Genomic DNA, 26,537 nt, shown 5'->3' on the forward strand with positions numbered 1-26,537 from the left:
GAACCGGGCACACAGGATAACAGAAACGGCACCTATCCGGTATTCCGCATACCGGCAGAGATACCTGCCATGGTAATCATCAGCGCCTGTTCCAGCCGTGCATCCGGCTGGTTACGGTCACGATAGAGCAACTCTGCCTGCAGAAAATGCAGCGGATCGATATAGGGATTACGCACCTCGATCGACTGACGGATAACCGGACTGTTTTCCAGCAGAGTATCCTGCTGTTTTATCTTTTTCACCAGTTCGATGGTGTTTGCCAGTCGACAGCGAAGATCGGCTCCCAGCACCGCCAGCTCTTCAGACACCAGCCGTTTTTCATAATACGCCGCAATATTGCCATCGGACTTCGCCATCACCATCTCCAGCATATCCATATAGGAGCGAAAGAATGGCCAGTCCCTGCGCATGACCTGCACCAGCTCAAACTGACCTTTATCCAGCGTCTGCTGCAGCGCCACATCACTGCCCAGCCAGGCCGGCAGCATCAGACGGATCTGAGTCCAGGCAAAAATCCACGGAATGGCACGAAGACTTTCGACGCCGCCATCCGCTTTACGCTTTGCCGGACGGCTGCCCAGCGGCAGTTTTGCCAGTTCTTGCTCCGGTGTCGCGGAACGAAAATAGGGTACAAACTGTGGATCATAGCGTACCACATCACGATAAGCGGTCAGGCCTGCCAGCGACATTTCATCCATCAGTTGACGCCACTCAGGCTTAGGTCCGGGAGCCGGAGCCAGGGTTGCCTCAAGGGTCGCTGAGGTATAGAGCTCCAGATTACGTATCGCAATCTCCGGCACACCAAACTTGAAGCGAATCATCTCGCCCTGCTCAGTCACCCGCAGGCTTCCGGCAACCGACCCCGGAGGCTGCGCCAGAATTGCGGTATGGCTGGGCCCTCCCCCACGACCCACGGTGCCGCCCCGACCATGGAATAGCGTCAGGTGAACACCATACTCTTTACACACATTAGTCAGCGCTTCCTGTGCCCGATACTGGCCCCAGGCCGCCGCCAGCTGTCCGGCATCCTTCGATGAGTCAGAATAACCGATCATCACCTCCTGATGCCCCTCGGTATATGCTTTATACCAGGGGATCGCCAATAACTGACGAATACAGTTTTCCGCGTTATCCAGGTCATCCAGCGTTTCAAACAGCGGCGCAACGCGCATGTTGTAGTGGATACCGCTTTCCTTCAGCAGCAGAATAACCGTCAGTACATCCGATGGCTGACTGGCCATGGAGATAACATAGGAGCCGAAGGAGTTTGGTTCCTCCCGGGCGACCACACTGAAGGTATCAAGCACCTCCTGAACATTCGCAGAGGGCGACCACTCCCGGGGCAGTAGAGGCCGCTTCTCCTGCAATTCTTTCAGCAGAAACATCTGCTTATTGGTCTCACTCCACTCGGTATAACAACCGATGCCGTAAAAACCGGTCAGCTCGTCCATCACCTCTGCATGCCGATCCGCATTCTGGCGAATATCCAGGTTCACCAGAGTCATGCCAAAACAGGCCACCCGGCGAATGGTGTCGCTCAGCAGGCCATCCGCGATCACGCTCATATTACAACTGCGCAGTGAGGCATCAATCAGCAACAGCGGTTGCAGCAGTTGCTGCGGAAGAATATAGACCCCCTCTTTATCTACCGGACGACCTTCCAGACGCTCAGTCGTCCAGCGCTTGGTTTGCGTCAGGCGACTGCACACTTCTCGCAGCAGCTCACGGTAGGGCTCCGGATGATCACCCACCCGCTCGCGCAATTCAGCACTGCACTGGTTCATCGACAACTCACTGCGTAACCGGTCAATATCTTTCATGTAAAGATCGGCCGCCATCCAGCGGGACAGCAGCAACACTTTTTCGGTGGTCACGGAGGTCACGTTAGGGTTGCCGTCACGATCGCCGCCCATCCAGGAGGCAAACCGCACCGGAGAGCTACTCAGCGGCAGATGCTCTCCGGTGGCATCAAACAGCTGCTGATCTATATGCCGTAAAAAAACCGGCACCGCATCCCACAGGGAGTTTTCAATCACCGCAAAGCCCCATTTCGCTTCATCCACCGGAGTCGGTCTCTGCTTGCGAATGGTATCGGTGTGCCAGGCCTGACTGATCAGTTCATGCAGCCGGTGACGCAGGTCTTCACCCCGATCGATCCTTTGCAGGCATTCGGTAATGGCATCAAATTTCTGAATCAGGGTGCGCCGGTTGACCTCTGTCGGATGGGCGGTCAGGACCAGCTCGACATCCATATCCCGTACCGTTTCAGCAATCTGTTGCTTGGTCAGCCCTTGCTGTTGCAACCGTCCGAGCAGGCCACAGAATGAGTCGCTGGTACACACATCCAGTACTCCGGAGCGACGACGAACCCGATGATGCTCTTCAGCGATATTGGACAAGTTAAGAAATTGAGTAAAGGCTCTGGCGACCGGCAGCAGTTCATCGTCACCCAGTTCGCCAAGGGTTTTCAGAAGCTCGTCATCGACAGGTTTACCCGACGATCGGCCAGCCTTGGAGAGCGTCCGGATCTTTTCAATCTTCTCAAGGAACGCCTGTCCTTTATGGGCCACAATGGTCTGTCCAAGACAGTCACCGAGCATCCGGACATCATCCCTCAGGTCTTCGTGAAGCGTTGTCATTCAGAGTCCCCTGTCATATCTGCGAAGTACTATTGATACTACATAGTTTGTGCAAAGCACAAATACTATCTTAGTCTCAGGGTTTCAGAGTCACCGGTTTAATGACTGGTTAACTGGCGCAACTTTTTCAGGGCGATCTCCACGTGGTGGACATTCTGGTAGCCGATCTCAACTTCCGACACGGACGCACCGTCAAGCAGCAGAGCGATACGAAAATCGGTTTCAGTCTCCGCATTTTCGCGGGAACGGATCTCCGCATCCCGCAGCTGATCAAAACTGAAACGCAGATATCCCGTAGGCACCAGCACGGCTAGTTGGCGCTGAGAAGTGCTAACCAGCAGCCCGGGGTTACCTTTAAGATCATCGGAGACCTGAAACCCGGCACTCAGCAGCTCTTTACGCTGACCATCGATGCGCTGATAGTTCCAGAATGCCAGTCCGGCGATAACAATCGCCGCCAGAATAAACCACTGTAATGACCCCATTATTTATCTCCGTCCTGCGTACGACTAAAGTCCCTTACCTTTTGCTTCGTTCCACCAGTGATCGAGCTCATCAAGGGTGAAATCCTGCCACTCTTTTGAAGAGCTCTCCACCTGGTCTTCGATATAGTTAAAACGGTTAGTGAATTTCTGATTGGTATAACGCAGAGCCGTTTCCGGATTGACCCCCATATGACGGGCCAGATTCACCTGAGCAAACAGCAGATCGCCAAGCTCATGCTCCATCTCCAGCTGATCGCCAGCCGCGATCGCTTCACGCAGCTCTGCGATCTCTTCCTCGATCTTGTCCAGTACCGGCGCGACATCGCCCCAGTCAAAGCCGACCCGGGCAGCCCTTTTTTGCAGTTTTTCAGCGCGATTCAATGCAGGTAACGCCATCGGGATATCATCCAGCACCCGGGAGTCCTGAAGCGGTTTTTCGCTCCGCTCCTCCGCCTTTATCGTTTCCCAGGTCTCTTTGATCTGCTGCTCATCCAGCGATACTGTGCTGCGCCGACTGCCCAGCGTCCCCTCTGGAAAAACATGGGGATGGCGACGCAGCAGTTTAGTCACCAGGGTATCGACGATATCGTCAAAGTTATAACCCTGTTGCTCTTCGGCCAGGCGGGCGTAGAAAATCACCTGAAACAGCAGATCCCCCAGCTCCCCCTGCAGATGCTGCCAGTCCTGCCGCTCGATGGTATCAGCCACTTCATACGCCTCTTCAAGGGTATGGGGGACGATACTGGCAAAGCTCTGTTTCAGATCCCAGGGACAACCGTCCTCCGGATCCCGCAGCCGGGCCATAAGTGTTTTCAGGTCCTCAAGGGTATAGCTCATTAACGGGTACCACTGCGCTGACGATGTACCTCGGTGACGTTAGGAATCTGATTGATTTTATCCATAATCTTACCCAACAGCTCAAGACGGCTGATCTCTATCGTCAGAGTCAGATAAGCGATATTGCTCTTCTTATCGGACTGGGTATTGGCGGCGATCAGGTTAACATTCTCGTTTGCCATCACCATCATCAGATCCCGCAGCAGACCGGAACGGTCAAAGGCTTCGACATAGATATCCACCGGATAGGTTGACTCGCCCTCTTCACCCCAGCTGACTTCAACCATCCGCTCCCGCTCATGCTGTCGCAGCTGAAAAGCGTTGGAACAGTCGTCCCGATGAATAGAAACCCCCCGGCTCTTGGTTATATAACCGATAATCGGATCGCCCGGTACGGGTTTACAGCAGGGTGCAATAGTGGTCAGCAGGTTACCAACCCCACGTATTTTGATGCCGCCATAGTCAGACTGAAGCCGGCTACTGCTACCCGGCAATGCCAGATCCAGCTGCTCATCATGATGATCAGTCTCAACCTGCTGTTGCGCGGCATTGATCACCTGTGACAACCGAATATCCCCGGCGCCCAGCGCAGCATACATATCGTCGGCCGACCGGTGATTAACCGCTTTCGCCATCAGGTTATAATTAAGATCGGCATTCTCCAGCGCCAGACGCCGGAACTCACGGTCGATAATTTTCTTACCTGCCGCGGCGTTTTTATCTTTATCCTGAAGTTTAAACCAGTGCTGAACCTTGGCGCGGGAACGGGCGCTGGTAATATACCCCAGGTTCGGGTTGAGCCAGTCGCGCCGCGGGTGTTCTTCGTTTGCAGTCAGAATCTCAACCTGATCACCGGTCTGCAACTGACGGGTCAGCGGAACGATCCGGCCGTTGAGCTTCGCTCCCCGACAGCGGTGCCCCACTTCGGTATGCACCCGGTAGGCAAAGTCTACCGGGGTAGACCCTACCGGCATATCGACAACATGGCCATCCGGGGTGAAAACATACACCCGGTCATGGGTCACATCGCCGCCAATCACCTCAGAAAACTCTTCAGTTCCCCCCAGATCTTCAGTCCATTCCAGCACCTGACGTAACCAGGCGATCTTTTCTTCATAACTGGAACTTTGCGAGTGGGTATCGGTGCCTTTATAGAGCCAGTGTGCGCAAACCCCCAGCTCCGCCTCTTCATGCATGGAGAAAGTACGAATCTGAATCTCCAGCACTTTGCCGGAGGGGCCAAACACGGCGGTATGCAGGGATCGATAACCGTTGGGTTTGGGCGATGCGATATAGTCATCAAACTCGTGCGGAATATTGCGCCACAGACCGTGCACAATACCCAGCACGGTATAACAATCACGAATCTCCGGCACCAGAATCCGGACCGCACGGATATCATAGACCTGATTAAATGCGATATTCTTGCGCTGCATTTTGCGCCAGATACTGTAGATGTGCTTGGCCCGCCCCATCACATCGCCATCAATATCGACCTTTTTCAACTCGGTATTAAGTATATTCACCGCATCTTCGATGAACTGCTGACGGTCAAGCCGTTTCTCATCCAGTAATGACGCAATCTGTTTATAGTCGTTGGGTTTGAGATAACGGAATGAGAGGTCTTCCAGCTCCCATTTAATATGACCGATACCCAGACGGTGAGCCAGCGGAGCATAAACATCAAACACCTCCCGGGCTACCAGATAACGCTTCTTGCGAGAGTCACTCTTAACTCGTCGTATAGCGCAGGTGCGTTCGGCAATCTTAATCAGAACAACCCGCACATCATCGATCATGGAGACCAGCATTTTACGTACGTTGTCCAGCGGATTACCGCTCTGACCCAGAACGTTTTCACGCCGTGGATTCTGACGACTGCCGATAGCGGCCATCTGTAACACCCCATCGATCAGCCTTGCAATGGTCTGACCGAAACGGCGGCGGATATCTTCCAGCGTGGTGCGTTTTTCCCGGACACTGCGATACAGTATTGCAGCAACCAGCGCATCCTGATCCTGATTCAGCTCGATCAGAATCTGCGCCATCTCCAGTCCGGTCAGATAACTGTCACTGTCTTTCCATGAATCATCGGAGGATTCGGCCTCCTCTTTCATCTGTTTGGCATACAGACAGGCCTGACGGACTGTCTCAATATCCTTAACCTCGACCTGCTCCTGCAGCCTTTCCAGCCACAAATCCAGATCGACGCTGCCGTCAGCATGTATTGGATGATCTTCGCGTACTTTTACCACAGCGCTACGCCGCTCCCTTCTTTACCTACATGATGCCACTAATACTGCGCTATCTGCTCCCTGCTGATGACCACATAATAACTGTAGCAGGGGCCAGAGTATTGTTAACCAATAGCACTTACAGCGGCCCATTTTAGTATTTCAGCCATGCAATAGCGAGTCCGTTCACAGCGATTCGGGACAGGCTTTCATCAATCCGGGGCGGGAAACCAGACTTTAGGAATCAAAAAAGGGAGCGTTCAGCTCCCTTCCCGGCCTTCGGAGGCGGTATCGCTATCTGGCAGTTTCCGAGCTGCTGACAGCGGAATAACGGTCAACCGGGTTCGTGACTACTTAGTGATCTCTCTCTCATAGTTCAGGCGTTTGGCTGCATCCAGGGTCAGCATCTGCATAAACGCTTTTGTCTCTGCATCGTTGCCGACAGGAGCCCCACCCTGACCACCACCAAAGACGTTAGTAGGCACACTGCGCTTGGCAAACGCGTCAGACCACAACTCCTGAATTCTCACTTCGGCTTCTAACTTCTGCGCCAGAGCGTTATCCGCTTCGAGAATAACCCGCTTCTGATAAGCCTCGGCATCTGCCAGGGTCCGCTGGGTCTGGGCTTCGATTTTGGCTTTTTCAAGATTAATCTCAGCGGTTTCCTTTGAAATCGCCGCTTCCGCTTTGAGTTTCTCCGCCCCGGTTATGGTGAGCTGTTTCTCGGTTTCAGCCTCAGTTGTTTTCTGGATCTGCTCTACTTTTGCCTGAGCCTGACGCTCGGCTACTTCACGTTCACCTCGCGCAATCGCCAGCAAACGCTGCTCCTCTTCCTGAACCCGCTGTTCCCTGGCAATGGCACGATCAGCCGAGGCTTTTTGCTTCAGCTGCATCCGTTCAATAAATTTCTGATTGGGTCTCATATCGGTCACCAGTGCAGAGACCACGGTAATACCAAAATCATTAAAGCGTTGCGACTTACGGCGCGGCTGACCATTGGCATCGATGACTTTTTTAACCAGGAAAACAGTCTTTGCATCTTCGCCATAGGCTTCCTGATCGGTGCCTAATGCTGCATTAGCCGAGCCTGTCGTGCTACGGGTTGACCTGACAGCAACCTCTTCGCGCTTGACCAGAAAAATACCGTTGCTCATCTGGTTCTCGAACTCAGAGTTAAACTCTGTACGGCCACCGGCATAATACTCTTCCGCCGCCATCAGCGAGGCATTCGCCTGAAGCGTCTCTTTAAAGGCGGGCAGCAGGGCTGTACGCAGAAGGTTCTCCGGGGAGCGGTATTCATGGGCTAACTTAAGGAATGACTCCTCATCGGAGGGGATCGAAAAACGCACCGTCGCTTCAGCATGAGCATCCACCTGATCAAGAAACATGATACTTAACGGTGGTAAGCTCGCAGAGGCGTTGTCGGAATCTTTCTCAGCACTGATCGCATTGAGACTGGCACCGGTAGCCGCCTGAACAGTCATCGCCCTCTTCCACGAATTGTAGCGACCAAACGGATAAAACTTGTAACCGACTTCGGTGACTACCGCTTCATTACCGGTAACGGTACGAACATGATAAATGTAGCCCGGTTCGGCATAAAAGAATGATTTAGACAGAACATAAAGCACAATCAAGCCGGCAACGATACCGATGACCGTTTTAATCATCAGAGACGAATTAGATTTGAGCGTTGCGGGGACACCAGCCATAGCAAAATTCCTTTTAAGTGAGAGTCAGTCTACAAAACCTGTGATTTATCAACGGTCCTGATTGACTGTCGGTTCATTCCCGTATCAGTCCGATACTGGCTGATTCAGGGGGATTATTCAAGCGACATAGATCAGCTCAAACAAACACTCCTTAGCCGTCAGGCGCACATACAAAAACCGCGTTCGGCCGCTTTTTTTTATGTTTCCGGCGCATTTTTTAATGCCGTATTAACATACAAAAAAAAACGCCAACGAATTCTACTAAATTTTTATTTCACTGATTTGAATAGCCGGCCTGAGTATCCGTGAAATCTGGAAGGTCTGACATAACCTGTCCGGCCTTAGGCACACCTGATGCTTCAAAAGCCTCAACAGAAGCGAAAATCAACTGTTACAACAGCAGAGTCAATACACATCAGGCAACTACTGGGGTGTGGATTATCAACCAGGCTTTACCGCGATGCCCGTGGCAAGCCGTCTGACCAATACCGGAAACGCTTTATGGTGGTAGTGCTGTAATTCCTGCAACTCAAAGCCTGACTGAGCAATCAGTTCTGCGGTTGGCCGGTTTAACTGACACCCTCCGGCACAGCGATGCCAGAAAGGGTTGAGACGGTGTTGCCAACGCTGCACTGCGGGATTATCCGACAATACATGTTCAAAGAATAGCAGCTGCCCACCCGGCTTAAGCACTCTGAAAATCTCCTGCAATGCCTGTTGAGGCTCTGCCACAGAGCAGAGTACAAGAAAACACACAACCGTATCGAATCGGCTTTCTGCCAGCGGAATATCCATCGCATCTGCAACCAACAACTGAATTTTGTTCCGCTGAGTTTCCGGCAAGCGTGACAAAACTGAACAGGCTTTCTGCATGACCCCGGTATCGGGTTCAAGAGCATAGAGCTCAGAAACAGAGCCCTGATAACACTCAAAGCTGGTGCCGGTGCCCGCACCGACCTCAAGTACGGCCCCTTTTGCATAGCTCAGTAACTGCCGCCGTTCGGGTGCCACCACCTTAGACACCCGATCCAGCAACCAGGGAAAGCACCAGCGATAATAGGGATTGAATCGGCGTAGACTCATCTCTTTGCATCCATTATTCTGTACTGAAACTACGTACTTTTGTTTTACATTTCAGGAGCTTTACCTATGGCACGTATCAAAATTGATATGCCCGAAAACTACAGTTTCACCACCGAAATACCGGTACGTATCAGTGATGTTAACTATGCAGGCCATCTCAGCAACGACTCGGTACTATCCATCGTTCATGAAGCCCGGCTGCGTTACCTGAACTCCCACAACTATACAGAACAGGATATCGAAGGTTCGGGCATTATTATGACCGACTCTGTTATCGTCTATAAGGCAGAGAGCTTTTACGGCGACCAGATACAGATCGACATTACCGTTGGCGACTTCAATAAGTATGGCTGCGATATCTATTACCTTCTCAGTAACAAAAAAACAGCCATCGAAATTGCCCACGTTAAAACCGGGATCGTATTTTTTGATTACGCCGAAGGAAAAGTGGTTACCGTGCCTGAGGGATTTAAAGACAGAATAGTCAAAGTGGTTTAACTGGCTGCAGGCCAGACTGTTCAATAATCACTCAAGAAGACCACGATAACTGGTTGAAAAAAATACAGAAACAAAGACCTGAACGAATTTTAACCCACCGCCGCAAAGCCCCATACAATGGGGCTTCCACAGAGTTATCCTAGAGTTATTAACAGCCTTGTGACACTGTTTCTGTTTATAACATTAGGGATAAGTTTCCTATCCACAACATCAGCGTCCCAGCCTAACGCCCCCCACACTCACTGATCGCGGCCCAGCTCTTCACTGAACACTTCATCGCGCCACTCAGGCCCCAGTTTTTCTTCAATATAATCACGAATCAGTTTACGTACCATCTGCGAAGGCGTCACATCATCTGCATTACATAGTTTTTCAAAGGTTGCTTTCTTTTTTGGGTCAATCAGCAATGTCAGCCGCGCTGTTCTCTTCTCCATTACCACTCCTCAGATTCATTTATGTTAATCATATTAACATTGATTTATACAGTGATGAACATGTAATGTAATCCATATACTAACGATCCACTCAACCGAGTCCGTGGCCACATTTCAGGTTGCAGCGCCGCCCGTACGCCGCCCCGACTTAGCGAGAGCAATTATTCATGTCGCATCGTATCCACCTGCACAGTATTAAACCTTTTAGCGCGTTGCGTGAGAGCCTTAAAGAGGGCTTCACGCTGGCATCTCTTTACCGGGATCTGATGGCTGGCATCACGGTTGGTATAATCGCCATCCCCTTGTCGATGGCGCTGGCTATCGCCAGTGGCGTACCCCCGCAGTATGGCCTCTATACCGCCATTATCGCCGGCATTCTGATCCCGCTGACGGGCGGTTCCCGCTATAGCATATCGGGCCCTACTGCAGCATTTGTCGTTATTCTGTATCCGGTCGCTCAGAAATTCGGACTGAGCGGCCTGCTCATAGCATCACTGATGGCCGGTGTGATGCTGGTGATCATGGCCCTGAGTCGACTGGGTCGTCTGATTGAATACATTCCGGAACCTGTCACTCTGGGCTTCACATCGGGAATCGCGGTGGTCATCGCCACCCTGCAGATGAAAGACTTTTTCGGCCTCAGGCTGGAAGAGATGCCGGAAAAGTATATTGATAAAGTACTGGCACTGATCAATGCCCTGCCAACCCTGATACCTGCGGAATTTACCATTGGTGCCGCAACATTAGCGGTATTAATTTTGTGGCCCCGGCTGCGCATCCCGATTCCCGGACACCTGCCCGCCGTCGCTCTCGGAGTGGTGCTGTCACTGGTGCTGATCGCTTCCGGCTTTGACATCCAGACCATCGGATCCCGTTTCAGCTATGAACTGATCGATGGCACCGTAGGACAGGGCATTCCACCGGCACTGCCTGAGTTCAACTGGCCCTGGCTGCAACCCGGACCGGATGGCAAACCAATCGACTGGGACTTCCATAAACTGACTGAACTGATTCCGATCGCCTTTTCAATCGCTATGCTGGGGGCAATTGAATCACTGCTCTGTGCTGTCGTCCTGGATGGTATGAGTGGCAAACGCCACCACTCCAATGTCGAACTACTGGGTCAGGGGGTTGGGAACCTGGTGACGCCCTGGTTTGGCGGAATTACCGCCACTGCGGCCATTGCCCGTTCAGCAGCCAATTACCGTGCCGGAGCTCAGTCACCTCTGGCGGCAGTCATACACGGTCTGGTGGTGCTTGCCAGTCTGCTGTTACTGGCACCATGGCTGGCCTATATACCGATGGCCTCTATGGCGGCCATGCTGCTGATGGTGGCCTGGAATATGAGTGAAGCGCCAAAAGTGAAGGAGCTTCTTAAAAAAGCCCCCACCGGTGATATTCTGGTACTGCTAACCTGCTTCTCTCTGACGGTAATGATCGACATGGTGGTAGCGATATCTTTTGGTATTGTTCTCGCTTCCCTGCTGTTTATGCGGGATATCGCCCAGATGACACGAGTCATCGAGATCAGTGATAACCGAAAACACGTACCCGAAACACTGCCTGAGGACTGGGGCGTCTATAAAATCAGTGGCCCTCTGTTCTTTGCCGCGGCCGACAGGATCTTCTCTGAAATGCTAATGATCTCTGAAAACAAGCATTGCATTATTCTCTACATGGATGCGGTGCCGATTTTAGATGCGGGAGGATTGTCTGCGCTGAACCATTTTCTCGAGACAAAATTTAACACCGGCAGCTTTGTGATTATCGCTGACCTGCAATTCCAGCCCCTTAAAAATATCGCCAAAGCGGGACTCAAGCCGATTGATAAGAAGCTGGTCTTCACTCCGACACTTGCTGAAGCGATCAGTGTTGCAGGCAGTAAAGTAATCGAAGATAACGCCACCTTCCAGCAGATATGAAAAGCAAAAAGCTATGACTCAAAAAGGGCTTTACGAGCCTTTTGCAGATATCCCAAATAGCAAAAAACCGCCGGTAAGGGCGGTTTAATGAGATGGTTCCCCTCGCTTTTAACCAGCTATGCTGGAAAGGCGACGAAACCAACAAGGAGAACCATCTCATGTCTATCAAAGTCCTTGGAATCGATTTAGGCAAGTCTTCTTTTCATTTAATTGGTCGTGATTCTCACGATAAGCAAGTCTGCAAAAAGAAACTCTCTCGTCATCAGCTCATTACTTTTATAGCACAACTACCGCCATGCATTATTGCGTTTGAAGCATGCGGTGGCGCGCACTGGTTAGGCCGTCTCTGCATGAGTTATGGTCACGACGTCCGATTAATCCCGCCTCAATATGTTAAACCTTTTGTTAAAGGTAATAAAAACGACTTCATTGATGCGCAAGCGATTACTGAGGCGGCAGGTCGTCCGGATATGCGGTTTGTCGCAGTGAAGTCAGTTGACGCACAAAGTCAGGTAGTCGTACATCGAGTACGTGAAGGCTTCGTAGCGGAGCGCACAGCTTGTATGTCACGTATTGGCGCGCTGTTATTGGAATTCGGTTTATCCCTTCCACGTGGTCACTCAGCGATGAAAAAGCTGTTTTCATGGCTAAGCACACAAAAAGTTACACTATGCCCAGCCATCATAGGTGAGCTTCAAGTGATGCATGATCACTACCGCTACTTAAATGAGCAAATAGCCGAACAAGATATAAAAATCGTTAGGCAGGTTAAGCAAAGCAGTCGTTGCCAGCTACTAAAAACCGTTCCTGGTATTGGTGATATGACTGCAAGCCAATTAGCAGCAGAAGTGGGCAATGCTCATCAGTTTAAAAGCGGTCGAGAAATGGCTGCTTGGTTAGGGTTGGTGCCGCGGCAATATTCGACAGGAGGGAGGTCGAAGTTATTAGGTATTAGTAAGCGTGGAAATAAACGCCTTAGATGCTTATTAGTGCACGGAGCCAGAGCGATCCTATCACGATTGGATAACTATCGGGGGCCGATGTATGACTGGCTAAGAAAGCTGAGAGCAAGTAAATCATTTAATACGGTCTGTATTGCTCTGGCAAACAAGCTGTCACGAATAGCGTATGCTGTTTTAAGCAAGAATGAGCCTTACCAGTCACAGCAGGTTTAATCAGGTTTGCAATAACAGAGCGTGATGATGAAAAGGGTTGACCGTCCGGGTAGTAAACCTGTCACAAAAAACAGCTGTTATAAGCTGTCGGTTTTTTAAGGGCTATCTGGCGCGGATGCTCATCGTGGAGCAGGAATGAAACATTCCTAATTAAAGACTCCGAATACATTAGCGCAAAACCACCTCATGATCACAAATCTGTGTTGCAATCATGAGGGGAACCATACATTTTTGTGGCTGGAACTGTCGGCTCAGAATCCCTATTCATAGTCCTGATAGGCCATCGGCGCGAGGTTTTCAAACTTGGTAAACTGACCGATAAAGGCCAGACGGTTGCTACCGATCGGACCGTTACGCTGCTTACCAATGATAATCTCGGCAATGCCTTTATCCGGGGAATCTTCGTTATAGACCTCATCCCGGTAGATAAACATGATCACGTCGGCATCCTGCTCAATCGCACCCGATTCCCGCAAGTCAGAGTTGACCGGACGTTTATTTGGCCGTTGTTCCAGGGCACGGTTAAGCTGCGACAGCGCGATGACCGGACACTCCAGTTCTTTGGCCAGCGCCTTCAGGGAACGGGAGATCTCGGAGATCTCCGCCGTACGGCCTTCACTATTGCCGCCCTTAATCTGCATCAACTGAAGATAATCCACCATGATCATGGCAATATCACCATGCTCCCGGACAATACGCCGGGCACGGTTTCTCATTTCAGTTGGACTGATGCCCGCAGTATCATCAATAAACAGCGGTTTATCCCGCAGCATATTGACTGCGGTGGTCAGACGGGGCCAGTCATCCTCTTCCAGCTTACCGGAACGCACCCGGGTCTGGTTGATTCGTCCCAGCGAGGACAACATCCGCGTAACCAGCTGATCCGCAGGCATCTCGAGACTGAATACCAGTACCGGCTTATCTTGCGCCATCAGCGCATTTTCAACCAGGTTCATGGCAAAGGTGGTTTTACCCATCGATGGACGCGCAGCAACGATAATCAGATCGGAAGGCTGCATGCCGCCAGTTGCTTTATCCAGCTCATCAAAGCCGGTGGTGACACCGGTCATCGCACCTTCGGAGTTGAACAGCTCATCGATCTTATCCACTGCTTTTTTCAGCAGTGGATTTACACCGACAGGACCGCCTTCGTTGGGCCGGTCTTCTGCGATCTGAAAGATCTTCTGTTCCGCTTCACTAAGAATGTCGGACCCCGGACGCCCTTCGGGCATAAAGGCACTTTCGGCAATCTCATGAGCAACCGTGATCATCTTGCGCAGCAGCGCCCGGTCGCGGACGATCTCTGCATAGGCGCGAATATTGGAAGCACTGGGGGTGTTTCGCGCCAGTTCGACCAGATAATCCAGTCCTCCGGCGGCATCCAGATTACCGGTGCGATCCAGCTCTTCCGAGATGGTGACCACATCGATCGGCTGCATATTATTAACCAGCTTCTCAATCGTACGGAAGATCAGCCGGTGATCGTGACGGTAGAACTGATCTTCCAGTACGATCTCTGAAACCGCATCCCAGGCGTTATTATCCAGCATCAAACCGCCGAGCACGGACTGCTCAGCTTCCTGAGAATGGGGAGGGACTTTTACACCTTCCATATCTGCTGAATCGGGATCCAGATAATCCATAAAACCTTATACCTCGGCACACAGGATACCAGCTTACTGATACTACTGGTCTAAAACGAAAAAAGCACTGCGCAGTATAATACTACGCAGTGCTTCTTAACTCACCGTAGATCTGAAAATTTCAGATCAACAGCAATGCTTACTCGCCAACAACAACGATGCCGACAGTAGCAGTAACTTCCGGGTGCAGCTGAATAGCAACTTCGAACTCACCAGTAGTACGCAGAGCGCCTTCTGGCAGACGAACTTCATGCTTAGCAACTTCGATACCTGAAGCTGAAATCGCATCAGCGATATCAGCAGTACCGATAGAACCAAACAGCTTGCCTTCTTCGCCAGCTTTGGCAACGATAGACAGTTCGATTTCGTTCAGTTGTTCAGCACGTGCCTGAGCAGAGTTCAACTTCTCAGATGCAGCAGATTCAAGTTCAGCACGACGTGCTTCGAATGTTTCCAGATTAGCTGCAGTAGCAGGAACCGCTTTCCCAAAAGGAAGCAGGTAGTTACGACCGTAACCACGCTTAACGGTTACCTTGTCACCCAGGCTACCCAGTTTGCCAATTTTCTCGAGCAGGATAACTTCCATCTCGCAAACCTCTATTTTTACTCTCGCCTGTCGATGCTGACATCGACAAGCTGAAACTTGTTTAATCACCTGCGCGCATATATCTGTACAGATACTTAAATAAGCGCGACAGGTTAACCGTTATTACTGGTGGCTGTCAGTGTATGGCAGCAGTGCAACGTAACGAGCACGCTTGATAGCAGTTGCCAGCTGACGCTGGTAACGAGCTTTAGTACCAGTGATACGGCTAGGTACGATTTTACCGGTTTCAGTAATGTAACCTTTCAGGGTATCCAGATCTTTATAATCGATCTCAGTAACGCCTTCAGCGGTAAAACGGCAGAATTTTCTACGACGGAAAAAACGAGCCATGGTATATCTCCTCTAAATATAGGTTAAACCGATTACTCGGCAGCAGCTTCTTCAGCAGCTGGCGCATCAGCAGCCGGAGCTTCTGTAGCAGGAGCTTCTGCAGCAGGGGCTTCAGCAGGCTTTTCAGAACGTTCTTCGCGACGTGGACGACGCTCTTCACGGCCTTCAGCAGCTTTAATTGGAGATACTTCAGTAACCGCATCTTTACGACGTACAACCATGTTACGGATAACCGCATCGTTGTAACGGAAGATGTTGGTTAGCTCGTCCAGAGTTTCCTGAGCACATTCAACGTTCATCAGAACGTAGTGCGCTTTATGGATTTTGTTGATTGGGTAAGCCAGGTGACGACGGCCCCAATCTTCCAGACGGTGGATTTTACCTTCAGATTCTTCAATCAGCTTGGTGTAACGCTCAACCATAGCTGGAACCTGCTCACTCTGATTCGGGTGAACCAGAAAAACGATTTCGTAATGACGCATTAATTGCTCCTTACGGTTTATACAGCCTTCAGCCGCATCGAAAAACGGTAGAAAGCAAGGAGTTAGAGTTAGTTTCCTCAATGGCATAACCAACGGGAGGCGAAATTATACGCGAAGATCTGCAAAACACAAACAAATCTATACGATTCCAGCCTTTGTTGTTGCAACCCTACGCTATCTGGCAGGAGAGATCGACTGACTCATTTTTGCGCAAAACAGCTTTCCAGAGTGTTTATCAGGATCATTACGAATCCCGGCCCAACAACTGTTGGTGTCCTCAAACTGCGTAAAGCGCTGACCCTTTCGCAGATCGAACAGATACACCTTGTCGTAAAAATCATGATCATTCCACTGACTGATCTTTAAGCGGGTTTTAATGCAGGTATAACGGGGAACGATATTGACGCCGGTACGCTGTGTCCGGATATAGTGACGATAATAGTTTTTACCCCGCTCGGTGCCCCGTATATGGTAACGAACAAAGTCACGACACTGCTGCAGATCCTTTACCCGCCGATCTTGCAGCAGCACCGCTTTACTAATCGGCGTGCCTTTATAGGTAAATTCGCCCAGCAGATAGATCCCTGACGGTTCTGCAGATGTCAGTGGGGAGGCCAGCAGCATCCCCAGTAAAAGTCCCTTTTTAAGCATCGCAATCCTCCTGATATAGCGCAATACCGTTACCGTTCCATGTGTTTGTAACAACAGACTAACGCATTCCGACGATTTATTCGTCCCCGGAACACCAGACTACCGCCACTCGTGGTAACTTCATGGTAACTGTCATGCTTCAGCACCAAACCGGCCACGGAACTCCCGTGGAGTCAGCCCGGTAATTTTAATAAACACTTTTCTGAAAGCACTGACATCCTCATAACCGGCGTTCAGTGAGATCACCTCAATACTGTCAGCGGATCCCTCCAGTGCTTCACAGGCTTTGCTGATCCTGAGTTGCTGAATGTACTCTTTGGGCTTATATCCGGTTGCCCGGAAAAAGCGACGCAGGAAGGTGCGCTCGGTCAAATGACAGTCAGAGGCAAGCTGCTTTACCGTAACCGGATGCTGGCTATGGTTTTGCAAATAGTGCTGACTTTTCAGAATCACCCGGTCTCCATGATCAAACGGAGGCATAAAGCAGCGATAGTAGCGCTGCTGACGGGGTGCAGTATCAACGACGAGTTGCTTCCCCAACTGTCTCATCAAGGCAGGAGTGCCAAACTGTGCCACCAGTTCCAGTCCCAGATCCAGCCAGGCCATCAGCCCACCGGCAGTCATCAGGTCACCATCATTAATCAGTATTTTAGTATCATCCACCCGCACCTCAGGAAACCTGGCAGCCAGCTCCTCCGCCAGTATCCAGTGTGTCGTTGCCGGGCGCTGATTCAACAAGCCGGTCTGTGCCAGAAGAAAAGCCCCGGCACACACAGAACATAACAGCGCCCCCGCCCCATGCATCACTTTCAGCCAGTGACTCAGTTCCGGCTGCCCATTAGTATAGAAACTGCCAACCAGACAGGGCGGTAAAATTATTACCTGGGGCACCGCGGTGACAGACGACTTATCCACATCGCCTGTACAGCAGGCTGAATCAGAGCCCTCTGCCGGATCACCATTCAGTTCCGAGCTATGTAACACCTGTATATCAAACTGCAGGCCCGCCTGCCGTTCCCGGCTCAACCGGGTGGCCATATCAAACAGTTCGTGCAGCCCCACGATTGCTGACTGCATCGCCCCCGGGTACTGAATAATTAAAATACTGATATGTTTCATAGAGACCGCAGACTTCTGTCAGTTATTGCCTTAAATATGTCAAAAACGACTCCAGTATAGGATGCGGAGGCAAAGGATAATAGACCCATCATCAGACATCTATTGAAGAGGTATTCATATGACACAGATTCAGCCCAACACAGCGCTGCTGTTAATCGACTTTCAGAACGACTACTTTCCGGGTGGAAAATGGGAACTGAAAAACACTCAGCTTGCTGCTGATAACGCCGCCCAACTACTCACCGCTTTCCGTCAAAAGCAGCTGCCGGTTATACATGTTCGCCATGAGTTTGAATCGGATGATGCGCCTTTCTTTCTGTCCGGATCGGAGGGCGCTCAGATCAACAACACCGTTGCAGCCGGGGGCGATGAACCGATCATTTTAAAACACGCCGCAAACAGCTTTAAAGAGACCCGCCTGAAACAGGTGCTCGACACGCTGAACATTGAGAACCTGACCGTTGCCGGAGCAATGAGCCACATGTGTATCGATGCCGGTGTTCGGGCGGCAGCAGATCTGGGCTACAACGTCACGGTTGCTCAGGATGCCTGCGCTACCCGGGATCAGGTGTTCAACGGTATCACCGTCCCTGCTGAGCAGGTGCATGCGTCATTTATGGCGGCACTGGCATTTGCCTATGCCCGGGTTGAAGATACGGAAGTATTGTTGAGTGAAATGAAGTAATTCGGGGCTCGTAGTGGACTGCTGTACTGCCCCCAATTAACACAGCCATTTTAATTGTAGGAGCGGCTTCCAGCCGCGAATTGAAATTCTCACATATTTCTCGCGGCTGGAATCCGCTCCTACAAATACAAAGAAGACTCTTCCCAGCCACGAGCTACAACTCGTTGCTCTTATTCCACCTCTACGATCTCAAAGCTGTGGGTAATCTCTACTCCACCCTTTTCCAGCATCAGAGATGCCGAACAATACTGCTCGGCAGAGAGCTTTACCGCCCGCTCCACTTTTTTCTCGTTCAATCCCCGACCGGAAACAATAAATTTCACATGGATCTTAGTGAATACTGCAGGCACGGCATCGGCGCGTTCGGCATCGATCTCAGCGACACAATCCACCACATCCTGACGGGTTTTCTTAAGAATACCGATCACATCGTAAGAGGTGCAGCCCCCCAAACCCAGCAGCATTAGTTCCATCGGGCGAGGCCCCTGTTTCAGCTCCCCATCGATGGTAATGTCAAATCCGGAACCGGTGGTTCCCTTGAAACGGACATCGCCGTCCCATTTTACTTTTGCCTGCATAGTAACTGTATCTTCTCTATTGAAACTTTATTGTTTGATCAGCACTGATTAAAAAGCTTTCATTTAAAAAGTTCGGCCAGCTTTTCACCCGGATTATCGGCGCGCATAAAGGCTTCACCCACCAGGAAGCTGTTAACATTGTGCTCCCGCATCGCCATAACATCGTCACGGCACAGAATACCGCTTTCGGTGACCACGATACGATCGTCAGGCACCCTATCCAGCAATTCAAAGGTATGCTCAAGTGACACTTCAAAGGTGTGCAGGTTACGATTATTAATCCCTACGAGCGTGTTACCGATTGGCAATGAACGCTCCAGTTCAGCTTGGTTATGCACTTCAATCAATACGTCCATTCCCAGCTCCAGCGCCAGAGCATTGAGATCCGCCATCTGAGCGTCTTCCAGCGCGGCGACTATCAGCAGGATACAATCCGCACCGATCGCCCGGGCTTCGTAAATCTGATAAGGGTCTACAATAAAATCTTTACGGATAACTGGCAATGCACAGGCGGCACGCGCTTCCATAAGAAAAGCTTCACTGCCCTGAAAGAAATCAGCATCGGTGAGCACTGACAGACAACTGGCACCGCCCGCTTCATATGAACGGGCAATATCGGCTGGCACAAAGGGATCACGAATCACCCCTTTGGAAGGGCTGGCTTTTTTCGCTTCCGCAATAATAGCAGAACGCCCTTCAGCCAGTGTTTTCGCCATATTCGCGACAAAACCACGGGGATCGGTCGCACTGCCCTGCTGATCTGCGATCTGTGCTTTCAGGTCAGCAATACTTTTGACCGGCTGACGCTCAGCAATCTCTGCATATTTCCGCGCAATTATCTTTTTAAGCACGGTAGGTGTATCAGTCATCGTTGTTCAGTCCTTCAGCGACTGGCTAAAATCCGCCAGCTGTTGCATTTTATTCAGTGCCGCGCCCGAGTGGATCGCTTCCAGGGCTTTTGCCACGCCCTCTTTATGGCTGGACGCCTGACCGCTGATATAGATCGCCGCGCCAGCATTAAGAGCCACCATCGATGCCGCCTTTTTAGCAGCAGCATCTTCAGCGCCTGAGAATGCCTTCTTAATCAGCTCCAGTGACTGGGCCGGACTATCAATTATCAGCCCGATCAGACTCTGACTCTCAACACCCAAATCTTCAGGTGACAAACGATATTCCGTAATTTCACCGTCTTTCAGCTCAGCCACGTAGGTGTGGGTTGCCAGACTGATCTCATCCAGGCCATCATCCGCATGTACCACCATGATGTGTTCGCCGCCCAGTTGCTGCATCACCTCCGCCATTGGCCGACAGAGTTTTTTAGTAAATACCCCGATCACCAGGCGCTGCGCTCCGGCCGGATTGGTCATCGGCCCGAGGATATTAAATACCGTGCGGGTAGCCAGCGCCCGACGGGCCCCGATGGCGTGTTTCATCGCGCCATGAAAGCCCGGTGCAAACATAAAACCGACACCGACTTCATCGATACAGCGGGCTACAGCATCAGCCCCCAGATCCAGATTGATTCCCGCTTGCTCCAACAGATCAGCACTGCCACTGCTGGAGGACACCCCCCGGTTGCCATGCTTGGCCACATAAACACCGCAAGCCGCAGCGACAAAAGCACTGGCAGAAGAGACGTTAAACAGGTTGGCACCATCGCCACCGGTACCGACGATATCGACCAACGGCGCAGAGGTTGCTTTTACCGGCGTCGCCAGTTCACGCATCACCTGGGCAGCACCGGTAATCTCATCAATCGACTCACTCTTCATCCGCAGCGCAACCAGAAAACCGGCGATCTGCGATTCAGAACATTCACCGGTCATCACCTGACGCATCACTTCAACCATTTCATCGCGGCTCAGATCGATATGATCGACCACCCGCGCCAGCGCTTCTTTGATATCCATTGTGTCGTCCTTATGCTCGGTTTAAAAAGTTTTGCAGCAGATCATGGCCCTGCTGAGTCAGGATGGATTCCGGGTGGAACTGCACCCCTTCAATATCCAGTTCTTTATGCCGCACGCCCATGATCTCATCGACACTACCATCATCGTTCTGAGTCCAGGCGGTGATCTCCAGACAGTCTGGCAAGGTATTCTTATCAATCACCAGTGAGTGGTACCGCGTCACAGAAACCGGATTTTCCAGCCCGGCAAATACTCCGGTATTGTTGTGATAAACCGGAGAGACCTTGCCATGCATCACCTGACGGGCACGAACCACATCACCGCCAAAGGCCTGGCCCATACTCTGATGACCCAGACAGATACCAAAGATCGGCAGTTTACCGGCAAAATGCTTAATCGCCGCAACCGAGATACCCGCTTCATTTGGAGTACAGGGTCCGGGAGATATTACCAGTTGGGTGGGGTTGAGGGCTTCGATCTGTTCGATCGTAATTTCATCATTACGATACACCTGAACTTCAGCACCCAGCTCACCCAGATATTGCACGACGTTATAGGTAAACGAGTCGTAGTTATCGATCATCAGTAACATATCAATACTTAACCTATTGATTTATATAATTAATAACATCGAGCCTTATTCAGGTTACCCGGTTTATACACCAAATAAATCGAAACTGAGCAGCAGATGGCTTCGAAGAACAGCCGATTATAGTACAGGAACCTAATTCCGGATAACACTGATGAGCGATGAAAACCGTCATCGGAGGGGCTAACAGAGGAAAACGACTATAAACTGCCAGAGGAAAAATACCTGCATATCCGTTTCCATGATATCCAGGTATTGAAAGTTATAGCCGCTGAGGAAAAATGTGCGCTGCTTTTCTTAAAGTAACAAGAAACCAGGCCCACGTGCTCAGCATCACCAGGCAGACAAAAAGCGTTAACTGGCAGAGAATTTCTCATAGTGGATCGCACTATTGGCCATATCCCGTTCATCCAGCCAGCCTTTCACGGCATCCACCATCGGCGGCGGCCCACACAGGTAGAGATCAACCTCGCCGTCGTTGAAATGACTATCCTCAAACAGATCGGTGACCACTCCAACCGGTCCCTGCCAGCCATCGGTTTCTTTCATGACGATGCTGTCATAACTGAAGCCCGGTAGTTTTTCTGCAAACGCCTGGAGGCGTTCGATCTCACACAGATCAGCCATCTGAGTGACACCATAAAACAGGGTGATCGGCTGATCGCAACGTTGAGGATTCTCAACCAACTGATCGAGCATCCCGAGAAATGCAGCCAGCCCGGTTCCGCCAGCGACAAAAATTAGCGGACGTTTGATCTGATGCAGATAAAACGCCCCCAGCGGAGCCTTCAGTTTCATCCGGTCACCCGGTTTTGCCCGGTCGCGCAGATAATCACTCATCACCCCCTGCGGCAGCAGCCGGATCAGAAACTGCAACTGATTCGTCTCATTGGGTGCACAGGCGAAGGAGTATGAGCGCCACTCGCTGGTACCCGGCACATTTACATGGGCATACTGCCCCGGCAGGAAGTCCAGCTGATCACCCCGGGCCTGAGCATCAATGTAAACCACCGCGGCGGACTCTGATACCCGATCTATTTTGGTAATCACCGCCTCCAACTCTTCCGGCCCGGCGCTGGTGCAGAGCGTTGATTCAAAGCCAAACTCTATAGCGCAATCGGATGCCACCCGCATCTGACAGGTCAGCACACTCCCCTGCTCCAGCTCTGACTCACTCAGGGCATCCTCATCAACATATTCAAGCTGATAATCCCCGGAGCTGCAGCGCCCTTTACAGGTAGCACAAACACCTTCCCGGCAATCGACCGGAATCGTAATACCCTGACGCAGAGCCGCATCGAGTACGGTTTCTCCAGCATTAACACCAATAAACTTGGTGCGCCCATCACTGAAATTCAAAGCAACTTTATTCATAAAACACCTCAGAAAATCTTCGTCTGATAGAAGACCGGAATCGACGACATACAGACCGTTGCAGAAGCCCGCTAAGGGGAAGAGGCAGGCTCTGCATCTGAAGCCTAAAGATCTTAATACCGACCTGATAACCGATCAGACGTGATAGAAATCAAGCACATGACGAATTTTATCGTTCAATAAAATCGCTTGTTTACGAAGGACTTTCCAGCTGTCGCTATCGGCTCGAAGGATATATTCAGCCCGGCCAAAGAATGCTTCAGATTCACCAAAACGGTAAAAGTGTGTCACCCAATTTGCCTTAACCTTCCAGGTACCATCGGCTTGCTCCTCACCCTGCACATTGTTAACACTGTGCAGGGTGCGGGGCATCGGGGTACAGGCGGCCGACTTACCGGTGCGGATGCGGAAGACCCGATCCTCAAGACCAGCCCGGGTGGCATAGTAGATCAGCGACATCTCCCGTTTAGGGTCAGTGGTATGCACATGTTCTGAATCCCATTGAGGGATATGAAACTCGGCATTTTCATCAAATGTTGCCAGATATTCATCCCACTGCTGACGATCACAGTACTCGGACTGAGTGTAAAGAAACTGCTCAATGCTCTTCAGCGCAGCGTTTTTCATTTCAATCGACATCACTTTTCCTCCTGTTGCTGCAGCTTACGATCCAGCCCCTGCAGCAGATAACGCTGCCAGGTAGAATGCTGATTTACATAGAGGCCTTCATGAGTAAACTCGGTGCCGGTAATGGCCGGGTGAATACCCAAAGCCTCGGTATTGGCGGTAGGTTCCCGGGTCCATTTGTCGCAACCACGGGAGATGTCATTCCAGCGTTCCAGGCGCGCTTCAAAACCCTTCTGGGCTTCGCGGAATTCCACCAGGTCATCGGGGGTGCCCATACCGGAAACGTTAAAGAAATCCTCAAACTGACGGATACGGTTTTCCCGATCGGTATCGGATTCGCCTTTAACACCCAGGCAGAAACTGTGAACTTCGGTTTTATTCCAGGCGACCGGGCGAACAACGCGCAGCTGAGAGCTGATCTGATCCATAAAGAACAGACTCGGGTAGATGTTGAGGTTACGTAAACGATGCATCATCCACTGCGCACGACTTTCGCCATACTCTTCGATCAGACGGGGCATAACAGAGGCATAACCCGGACGAACCTCAGGGTTGGGCATATCACTGAAGAGGATGGTATGACCGTTGTTGAAAGCAAACCAGCCATCATCGGTTTCCTTATCACCCGCACCCAGCTTGCTGTAGTCGAGCACTTTTTTGCCGGTGCCATGCTTTTCTATTTCCAGTTGCTGACGATACTGCACCGTAGCAACGTAGTTATAGTGCACGGTGCTGACGTGATAACCATCGAGACCATTTTCATTCTGCAGCTTCCAGTTACCATCAAAGGTATAGGAAGAGGATCCCGGCAACACTTCCAGCTCACCGCTCTCTGACTGTGCCACCATCATGTCAAAACCGATGCGGGCATCGCCGAGGAAATCTTCAAGCGACTCGGTGCAGGCAGTATTCAGGTTAATGAAAACGAAACCCTTGTACGAGCTGATCAGCGCTTTACGCAACCCTCGGGTCGACTTATCAAAGTCATCAGGATATTCACCGGGGGCTTTGACTTTCACCAACCGGCCGTCGGTCTTATAACACCAGGCATGAAACGGACAGGTAAAAGTAGACTGATTGCCACGACATACCCTGGTCAGGGTTGCACCACGATGCTGACAGGCATTAATCAGCGCATTCAGCTCGCCGTTACCATCACGGGTGATGATCATCGATTGACGGCCCGCCTGCAGGGTAAAAAAGTCATGGGGGTTGGCTATCTGGCTCTCATGACAGGCATAAATCCAGGTATTTTCGAAGATAAGATCCATCTCAATATCGAACAGATCCCGGTCGGTAAACATTTCACGCGCAACACGATAGACATTGTCTTGCGGACGAAAGTCGGTCCAGCTTTCAACCTTATCGCGCCACTCAATCAGTGTTTGTTTAGAGTTAGTATTCATTGATTCAGTCTCCTGGCTCAGCTAATTGATTAAAACTTCACAATTGTTTTTATCCAGAAAGCATCGCCCTGAGGCCGATTTTCAACCGCCATCTCTTTTTGATACTTAACGGATAAAAAGAAGCCTTTGCCATTGTCGAATTTAATCGCAGGACCGATGGCGAAAGCCTGGCCCTTATTACCGATATCCGTGCCGTTGACTTCATCTCCGGTCAACTGTTTATAGGCATACCCACCGACACCGACAACCCAGTTCGGTGATACGCCGTAACCCAGGGAATAATCGGCATGCAACTCCTGACCCGATCTGTAGTCGGTATCATCATTTTCGAAGTTGTAGTCATACATCACTTTCACCCCCCAGTTGAAACCGGCAGGATCAATATGGGACGCGGCGTAGATACCCTGAACAGTCCAGTAATTACGACCGATATTGGCTAGCCGGGATGAATCATATTCACCGGTGGGCGCGATAACATCGACACCGATAGCGGTGTGAAACTGAGGACTGTGATGGAAGGCCAGCGCGGCGGTCAGATCCAGATCACCAATACCAGATTCGCTATCGTTCATCCCCATGACGGAGACATCCAGATCAACCAGCGGTAACAAACCGGCAAAAAACAGCTGACCACCGAACAGAGTTTTATCCGTTACATAAAGCAGTCGCGGCGCCAGCACATTGGCTTTCAGATTAAAGTTGATGGGCAAACTTTTTCCATCATTGCCCTTAAAATCATCCGCCTCATAATGCTCAGCGTAAATCAGCGGATAGACACCGGGAGGTGGCAGCGCGCCCACCAGCAGATCTTCAGCCCCCATCGGGTAGTTCGAGCCACCGCCCTCAGTCGCCTGAACCTGAGTAGTGATTAAAGATGCCCCGATCAGACACCCCATTGCATAGTTAACTGTACGTTTCATGTGATGTTATTCCTTATTATTCGTATGATAAGAGACCGGCCTCAACCGGACTCGACGGTGTGGGACTCAGTCACAGAGCTGCTTAAAACCACCCCGATAAAACACCAGAGGTTCGCCCGCATCGGCCCGGTCAAAGTCAAGCACCCGGCCGACGATCAGCAGGTGATCACCGGCGACACGGGTAAACTCCACCTGACACTGCAGGGTTGCCAATGCATCCTCCAGCAGCGGCACCCCAGTCGGACTCAGGCGATACGGAACACCGGAAAACTTATCCTCAGAGCGGGTCGCCAGCTGCATCGCCAGCCCCTCCTGACTCTGACTGAGGATATTCACATTGAAATATTTACCCTCATCAAACGCCGCCACACTGGGTGAGGTCAGTACCAGACTCCACAAGATCAGAGCCGGATCCAAAGACAGAGATGAGAAAGAGTTGGCGGTAATCCCCACCAGTTGATCATTCTCGCCAAGCGCGGTAATGGCGGTGACACCGGTGGCAAACATGCCAAAGGTGTTGCGCAGCTCGCGGGTATCAATCAGCGGCATCTCAACAGCAGCTGCGGAATTTATAGACTGTGTATTAGAAGCGGTCAT

26 protein-coding genes are annotated in these 26,537 nt (G+C 51.1%); 4 read left to right on the top strand and 22 right to left on the bottom strand.

What is annotated here, in order from left to right; genetic code table 11:
* Positions 1-32: 32 nt before the first annotated feature.
* From ppc to KDX31_14915, 6 genes are all read right to left on the bottom strand, one after another.
* The gene (gene ppc / locus KDX31_14890; protein ID UTW02624.1) at positions 33-2,639 is read right to left on the bottom strand and encodes a phosphoenolpyruvate carboxylase; all 2,607 of its coding nucleotides are present in this window, start codon (positions 2,637-2,639) and stop codon (positions 33-35) included.
* Positions 2,640-2,737: 98 nt separating this feature from the next.
* A complete protein-coding gene (locus tag KDX31_14895; GenBank protein UTW02625.1) occupies positions 2,738-3,124 on the bottom strand; it encodes a hypothetical protein in 387 nt (128 codons plus the stop codon).
* 24 nt (positions 3,125-3,148) lie between these two features.
* Positions 3,149-3,961 (bottom strand): nucleoside triphosphate pyrophosphohydrolase, encoded by an 813-nt coding sequence (mazG, locus tag KDX31_14900; protein UTW02626.1) that lies wholly within the window; start codon positions 3,959-3,961, stop codon positions 3,149-3,151.
* Positions 3,961-6,216 carry a GTP diphosphokinase gene (gene relA / locus KDX31_14905; GenBank protein ID UTW02627.1) on the bottom strand — a complete coding sequence of 752 codons (2,256 nt, stop codon included), beginning with the start codon at positions 6,214-6,216 and terminating at the stop codon, positions 3,961-3,963. Before relA ends, mazG begins: the two co-directional genes overlap by 1 nt.
* 329 nt (positions 6,217-6,545) lie before the next feature.
* Complete coding sequence (locus KDX31_14910; GenBank protein ID UTW02628.1) at positions 6,546-7,907, bottom strand: hypothetical protein; 1,362 nt, start codon at positions 7,905-7,907, stop codon at positions 6,546-6,548.
* A gap of 441 nt (positions 7,908-8,348) precedes the next feature.
* Entirely contained in the window at positions 8,349-8,990 is a 642-nt protein-coding gene (locus tag KDX31_14915; GenBank protein ID UTW02629.1) for a class I SAM-dependent methyltransferase, read from the bottom strand.
* Positions 8,991-9,056: 66 nt separating this feature from the next.
* On the opposite strand from KDX31_14915, the gene KDX31_14920 reads away from it, so the two are divergent.
* Positions 9,057-9,488: a thioesterase family protein gene (locus KDX31_14920; GenBank protein UTW02630.1), complete on the top strand. Its 432-nt coding sequence runs from the start codon at positions 9,057-9,059 to the stop codon at positions 9,486-9,488.
* A 239-nt stretch (positions 9,489-9,727) separates the two neighbouring features.
* On the opposite strand, the gene KDX31_14925 is transcribed toward KDX31_14920, so the two are convergent.
* Entirely contained in the window at positions 9,728-9,922 is a 195-nt protein-coding gene (locus KDX31_14925; GenBank protein ID UTW02631.1) for a CopG family transcriptional regulator, read from the bottom strand.
* Between the two features lie 167 nt (positions 9,923-10,089).
* Between KDX31_14925 and dauA the strand changes: the two genes are divergently transcribed.
* The gene (gene dauA, locus KDX31_14930) at positions 10,090-11,844 is read left to right on the top strand and encodes a C4-dicarboxylic acid transporter DauA (protein ID UTW02632.1); all 1,755 of its coding nucleotides are present in this window, start codon (positions 10,090-10,092) and stop codon (positions 11,842-11,844) included.
* Between the two features lie 158 nt (positions 11,845-12,002).
* The gene (locus KDX31_14935) at positions 12,003-13,019 is read left to right on the top strand and encodes an IS110 family transposase (GenBank protein UTW02633.1); all 1,017 of its coding nucleotides are present in this window, start codon (positions 12,003-12,005) and stop codon (positions 13,017-13,019) included.
* Between the two features lie 260 nt (positions 13,020-13,279).
* Here KDX31_14935 and dnaB read toward each other — a convergent pair whose 3' ends face one another.
* The 6 genes from dnaB to KDX31_14965 all read right to left on the bottom strand — a co-directional run bounded on the left by dnaB (position 13,280) and on the right by KDX31_14965 (position 17,851).
* Positions 13,280-14,662, bottom strand: coding sequence for a replicative DNA helicase (gene dnaB / locus KDX31_14940; GenBank protein ID UTW02634.1), 1,383 nt, complete (start codon positions 14,660-14,662; stop codon positions 13,280-13,282).
* A 139-nt stretch (positions 14,663-14,801) separates the two neighbouring features.
* On the bottom strand, positions 14,802-15,248 hold the full coding sequence (rplI, locus tag KDX31_14945; protein UTW02635.1) for a 50S ribosomal protein L9: 447 nt from the start codon (positions 15,246-15,248) through the stop codon (positions 14,802-14,804).
* 123 nt (positions 15,249-15,371) lie between these two features.
* Positions 15,372-15,599 (bottom strand): 30S ribosomal protein S18, encoded by a 228-nt coding sequence (gene rpsR, locus KDX31_14950; protein UTW02636.1) that lies wholly within the window; start codon positions 15,597-15,599, stop codon positions 15,372-15,374.
* 32 nt (positions 15,600-15,631) lie between these two features.
* Complete coding sequence (gene rpsF, locus KDX31_14955) at positions 15,632-16,081, bottom strand: 30S ribosomal protein S6 (protein UTW02637.1); 450 nt, start codon at positions 16,079-16,081, stop codon at positions 15,632-15,634.
* 174 nt (positions 16,082-16,255) lie between these two features.
* Complete coding sequence (locus KDX31_14960) at positions 16,256-16,732, bottom strand: hypothetical protein (GenBank protein UTW02638.1); 477 nt, start codon at positions 16,730-16,732, stop codon at positions 16,256-16,258.
* 132 nt (positions 16,733-16,864) lie between these two features.
* On the bottom strand, positions 16,865-17,851 hold the full coding sequence (locus KDX31_14965) for a helix-turn-helix domain-containing protein (protein ID UTW02639.1): 987 nt from the start codon (positions 17,849-17,851) through the stop codon (positions 16,865-16,867).
* A gap of 118 nt (positions 17,852-17,969) precedes the next feature.
* Between KDX31_14965 and KDX31_14970 the strand changes: the two genes are divergently transcribed.
* Positions 17,970-18,536 (top strand): cysteine hydrolase, encoded by a 567-nt coding sequence (locus KDX31_14970; GenBank protein UTW02640.1) that lies wholly within the window; start codon positions 17,970-17,972, stop codon positions 18,534-18,536.
* Positions 18,537-18,706: 170 nt separating this feature from the next.
* On the opposite strand, the gene KDX31_14975 is transcribed toward KDX31_14970, so the two are convergent.
* From KDX31_14975 to KDX31_15015, 9 genes are all read right to left on the bottom strand, one after another.
* Positions 18,707-19,114, bottom strand: a complete 408-nt coding sequence (locus KDX31_14975) for an OsmC family protein (GenBank protein ID UTW02641.1) — start codon at positions 19,112-19,114, stop codon at positions 18,707-18,709.
* 59 nt (positions 19,115-19,173) lie between these two features.
* Positions 19,174-19,983 (bottom strand): indole-3-glycerol phosphate synthase TrpC, encoded by an 810-nt coding sequence (gene trpC / locus KDX31_14980; GenBank protein ID UTW02642.1) that lies wholly within the window; start codon positions 19,981-19,983, stop codon positions 19,174-19,176.
* A 6-nt stretch (positions 19,984-19,989) separates the two neighbouring features.
* The gene (gene trpD, locus KDX31_14985) at positions 19,990-21,024 is read right to left on the bottom strand and encodes an anthranilate phosphoribosyltransferase (protein ID UTW02643.1); all 1,035 of its coding nucleotides are present in this window, start codon (positions 21,022-21,024) and stop codon (positions 19,990-19,992) included.
* A gap of 10 nt (positions 21,025-21,034) precedes the next feature.
* On the bottom strand, positions 21,035-21,616 hold the full coding sequence (locus KDX31_14990; protein UTW02644.1) for an aminodeoxychorismate/anthranilate synthase component II: 582 nt from the start codon (positions 21,614-21,616) through the stop codon (positions 21,035-21,037).
* Between the two features lie 351 nt (positions 21,617-21,967).
* Positions 21,968-22,987 carry an anthranilate 1,2-dioxygenase electron transfer component AntC gene (gene antC, locus KDX31_14995; GenBank protein ID UTW02645.1) on the bottom strand — a complete coding sequence of 340 codons (1,020 nt, stop codon included), beginning with the start codon at positions 22,985-22,987 and terminating at the stop codon, positions 21,968-21,970.
* A gap of 135 nt (positions 22,988-23,122) precedes the next feature.
* On the bottom strand, positions 23,123-23,614 hold the full coding sequence (antB, locus tag KDX31_15000) for an anthranilate 1,2-dioxygenase small subunit (protein UTW05407.1): 492 nt from the start codon (positions 23,612-23,614) through the stop codon (positions 23,123-23,125).
* 11 nt (positions 23,615-23,625) lie between these two features.
* Positions 23,626-25,020 (bottom strand): anthranilate 1,2-dioxygenase large subunit, encoded by a 1,395-nt coding sequence (antA, locus tag KDX31_15005; GenBank protein UTW02646.1) that lies wholly within the window; start codon positions 25,018-25,020, stop codon positions 23,626-23,628.
* Between the two features lie 29 nt (positions 25,021-25,049).
* Positions 25,050-25,940 (bottom strand): transporter, encoded by an 891-nt coding sequence (locus KDX31_15010; protein ID UTW02647.1) that lies wholly within the window; start codon positions 25,938-25,940, stop codon positions 25,050-25,052.
* Positions 25,941-26,006: 66 nt separating this feature from the next.
* A complete protein-coding gene (locus KDX31_15015) occupies positions 26,007-26,537 on the bottom strand; it encodes a flavin reductase family protein (protein UTW02648.1) in 531 nt (176 codons plus the stop codon).

It is taken from the genome of Amphritea atlantica (genome assembly GCA_024397875.1).
In the GTDB taxonomy this organism is placed as follows: domain Bacteria; phylum Pseudomonadota; class Gammaproteobacteria; order Pseudomonadales; family Balneatricaceae; genus Amphritea; species Amphritea atlantica_B.

Excerpts from the sequence above, each read along its gene's own strand:
- KDX31_14965 (UTW02639.1), bottom strand. The coding sequence starts at position 17,851 with ATGAAACATATCAGTATTTTAATTATTCAGTACCCGGGGGCGATGCAG.
- antC (UTW02645.1), bottom strand. The coding sequence starts at position 22,987 with ATGAATAAAGTTGCTTTGAATTTCAGTGATGGGCGCACCAAGTTTATT.
- KDX31_14975 (UTW02641.1), bottom strand. The coding sequence starts at position 19,114 with ATGCAGGCAAAAGTAAAATGGGACGGCGATGTCCGTTTCAAGGGAACC.
- antA (UTW02646.1), bottom strand. The coding sequence starts at position 25,020 with ATGAATACTAACTCTAAACAAACACTGATTGAGTGGCGCGATAAGGTT.
- KDX31_14895 (UTW02625.1), bottom strand. The coding sequence starts at position 3,124 with ATGGGGTCATTACAGTGGTTTATTCTGGCGGCGATTGTTATCGCCGGA.
- KDX31_15015 (UTW02648.1), bottom strand. The coding sequence starts at position 26,537 with ATGACCGCTTCTAATACACAGTCTATAAATTCCGCAGCTGCTGTTGAG.
- KDX31_14960 (UTW02638.1), bottom strand. The coding sequence starts at position 16,732 with ATGCTTAAAAAGGGACTTTTACTGGGGATGCTGCTGGCCTCCCCACTG.
- trpC (UTW02642.1), bottom strand. The coding sequence starts at position 19,983 with ATGACTGATACACCTACCGTGCTTAAAAAGATAATTGCGCGGAAATAT.
- antB (UTW05407.1), bottom strand. The coding sequence starts at position 23,614 with ATGAAAAACGCTGCGCTGAAGAGCATTGAGCAGTTTCTTTACACTCAG.
- KDX31_14970 (UTW02640.1), top strand. The coding sequence starts at position 17,970 with ATGACACAGATTCAGCCCAACACAGCGCTGCTGTTAATCGACTTTCAG.
- mazG (UTW02626.1), bottom strand. The coding sequence starts at position 3,961 with ATGAGCTATACCCTTGAGGACCTGAAAACACTTATGGCCCGGCTGCGG.
- KDX31_14920 (UTW02630.1), top strand. The coding sequence starts at position 9,057 with ATGGCACGTATCAAAATTGATATGCCCGAAAACTACAGTTTCACCACC.
- trpD (UTW02643.1), bottom strand. The coding sequence starts at position 21,024 with ATGGATATCAAAGAAGCGCTGGCGCGGGTGGTCGATCATATCGATCTG.
- KDX31_14925 (UTW02631.1), bottom strand. The coding sequence starts at position 9,922 with ATGGAGAAGAGAACAGCGCGGCTGACATTGCTGATTGACCCAAAAAAG.
- rpsR (UTW02636.1), bottom strand. The coding sequence starts at position 15,599 with ATGGCTCGTTTTTTCCGTCGTAGAAAATTCTGCCGTTTTACCGCTGAA.
- ppc (UTW02624.1), bottom strand. The coding sequence starts at position 2,639 with ATGACAACGCTTCACGAAGACCTGAGGGATGATGTCCGGATGCTCGGT.
- KDX31_14915 (UTW02629.1), bottom strand. The coding sequence starts at position 8,990 with ATGAGTCTACGCCGATTCAATCCCTATTATCGCTGGTGCTTTCCCTGG.
- dnaB (UTW02634.1), bottom strand. The coding sequence starts at position 14,662 with ATGGATTATCTGGATCCCGATTCAGCAGATATGGAAGGTGTAAAAGTC.
- rplI (UTW02635.1), bottom strand. The coding sequence starts at position 15,248 with ATGGAAGTTATCCTGCTCGAGAAAATTGGCAAACTGGGTAGCCTGGGT.
- dauA (UTW02632.1), top strand. The coding sequence starts at position 10,090 with ATGTCGCATCGTATCCACCTGCACAGTATTAAACCTTTTAGCGCGTTG.
- rpsF (UTW02637.1), bottom strand. The coding sequence starts at position 16,081 with ATGCGTCATTACGAAATCGTTTTTCTGGTTCACCCGAATCAGAGTGAG.
- KDX31_14935 (UTW02633.1), top strand. The coding sequence starts at position 12,003 with ATGTCTATCAAAGTCCTTGGAATCGATTTAGGCAAGTCTTCTTTTCAT.
- KDX31_14990 (UTW02644.1), bottom strand. The coding sequence starts at position 21,616 with ATGTTACTGATGATCGATAACTACGACTCGTTTACCTATAACGTCGTG.
- KDX31_14910 (UTW02628.1), bottom strand. The coding sequence starts at position 7,907 with ATGGCTGGTGTCCCCGCAACGCTCAAATCTAATTCGTCTCTGATGATT.
- KDX31_15010 (UTW02647.1), bottom strand. The coding sequence starts at position 25,940 with ATGAAACGTACAGTTAACTATGCAATGGGGTGTCTGATCGGGGCATCT.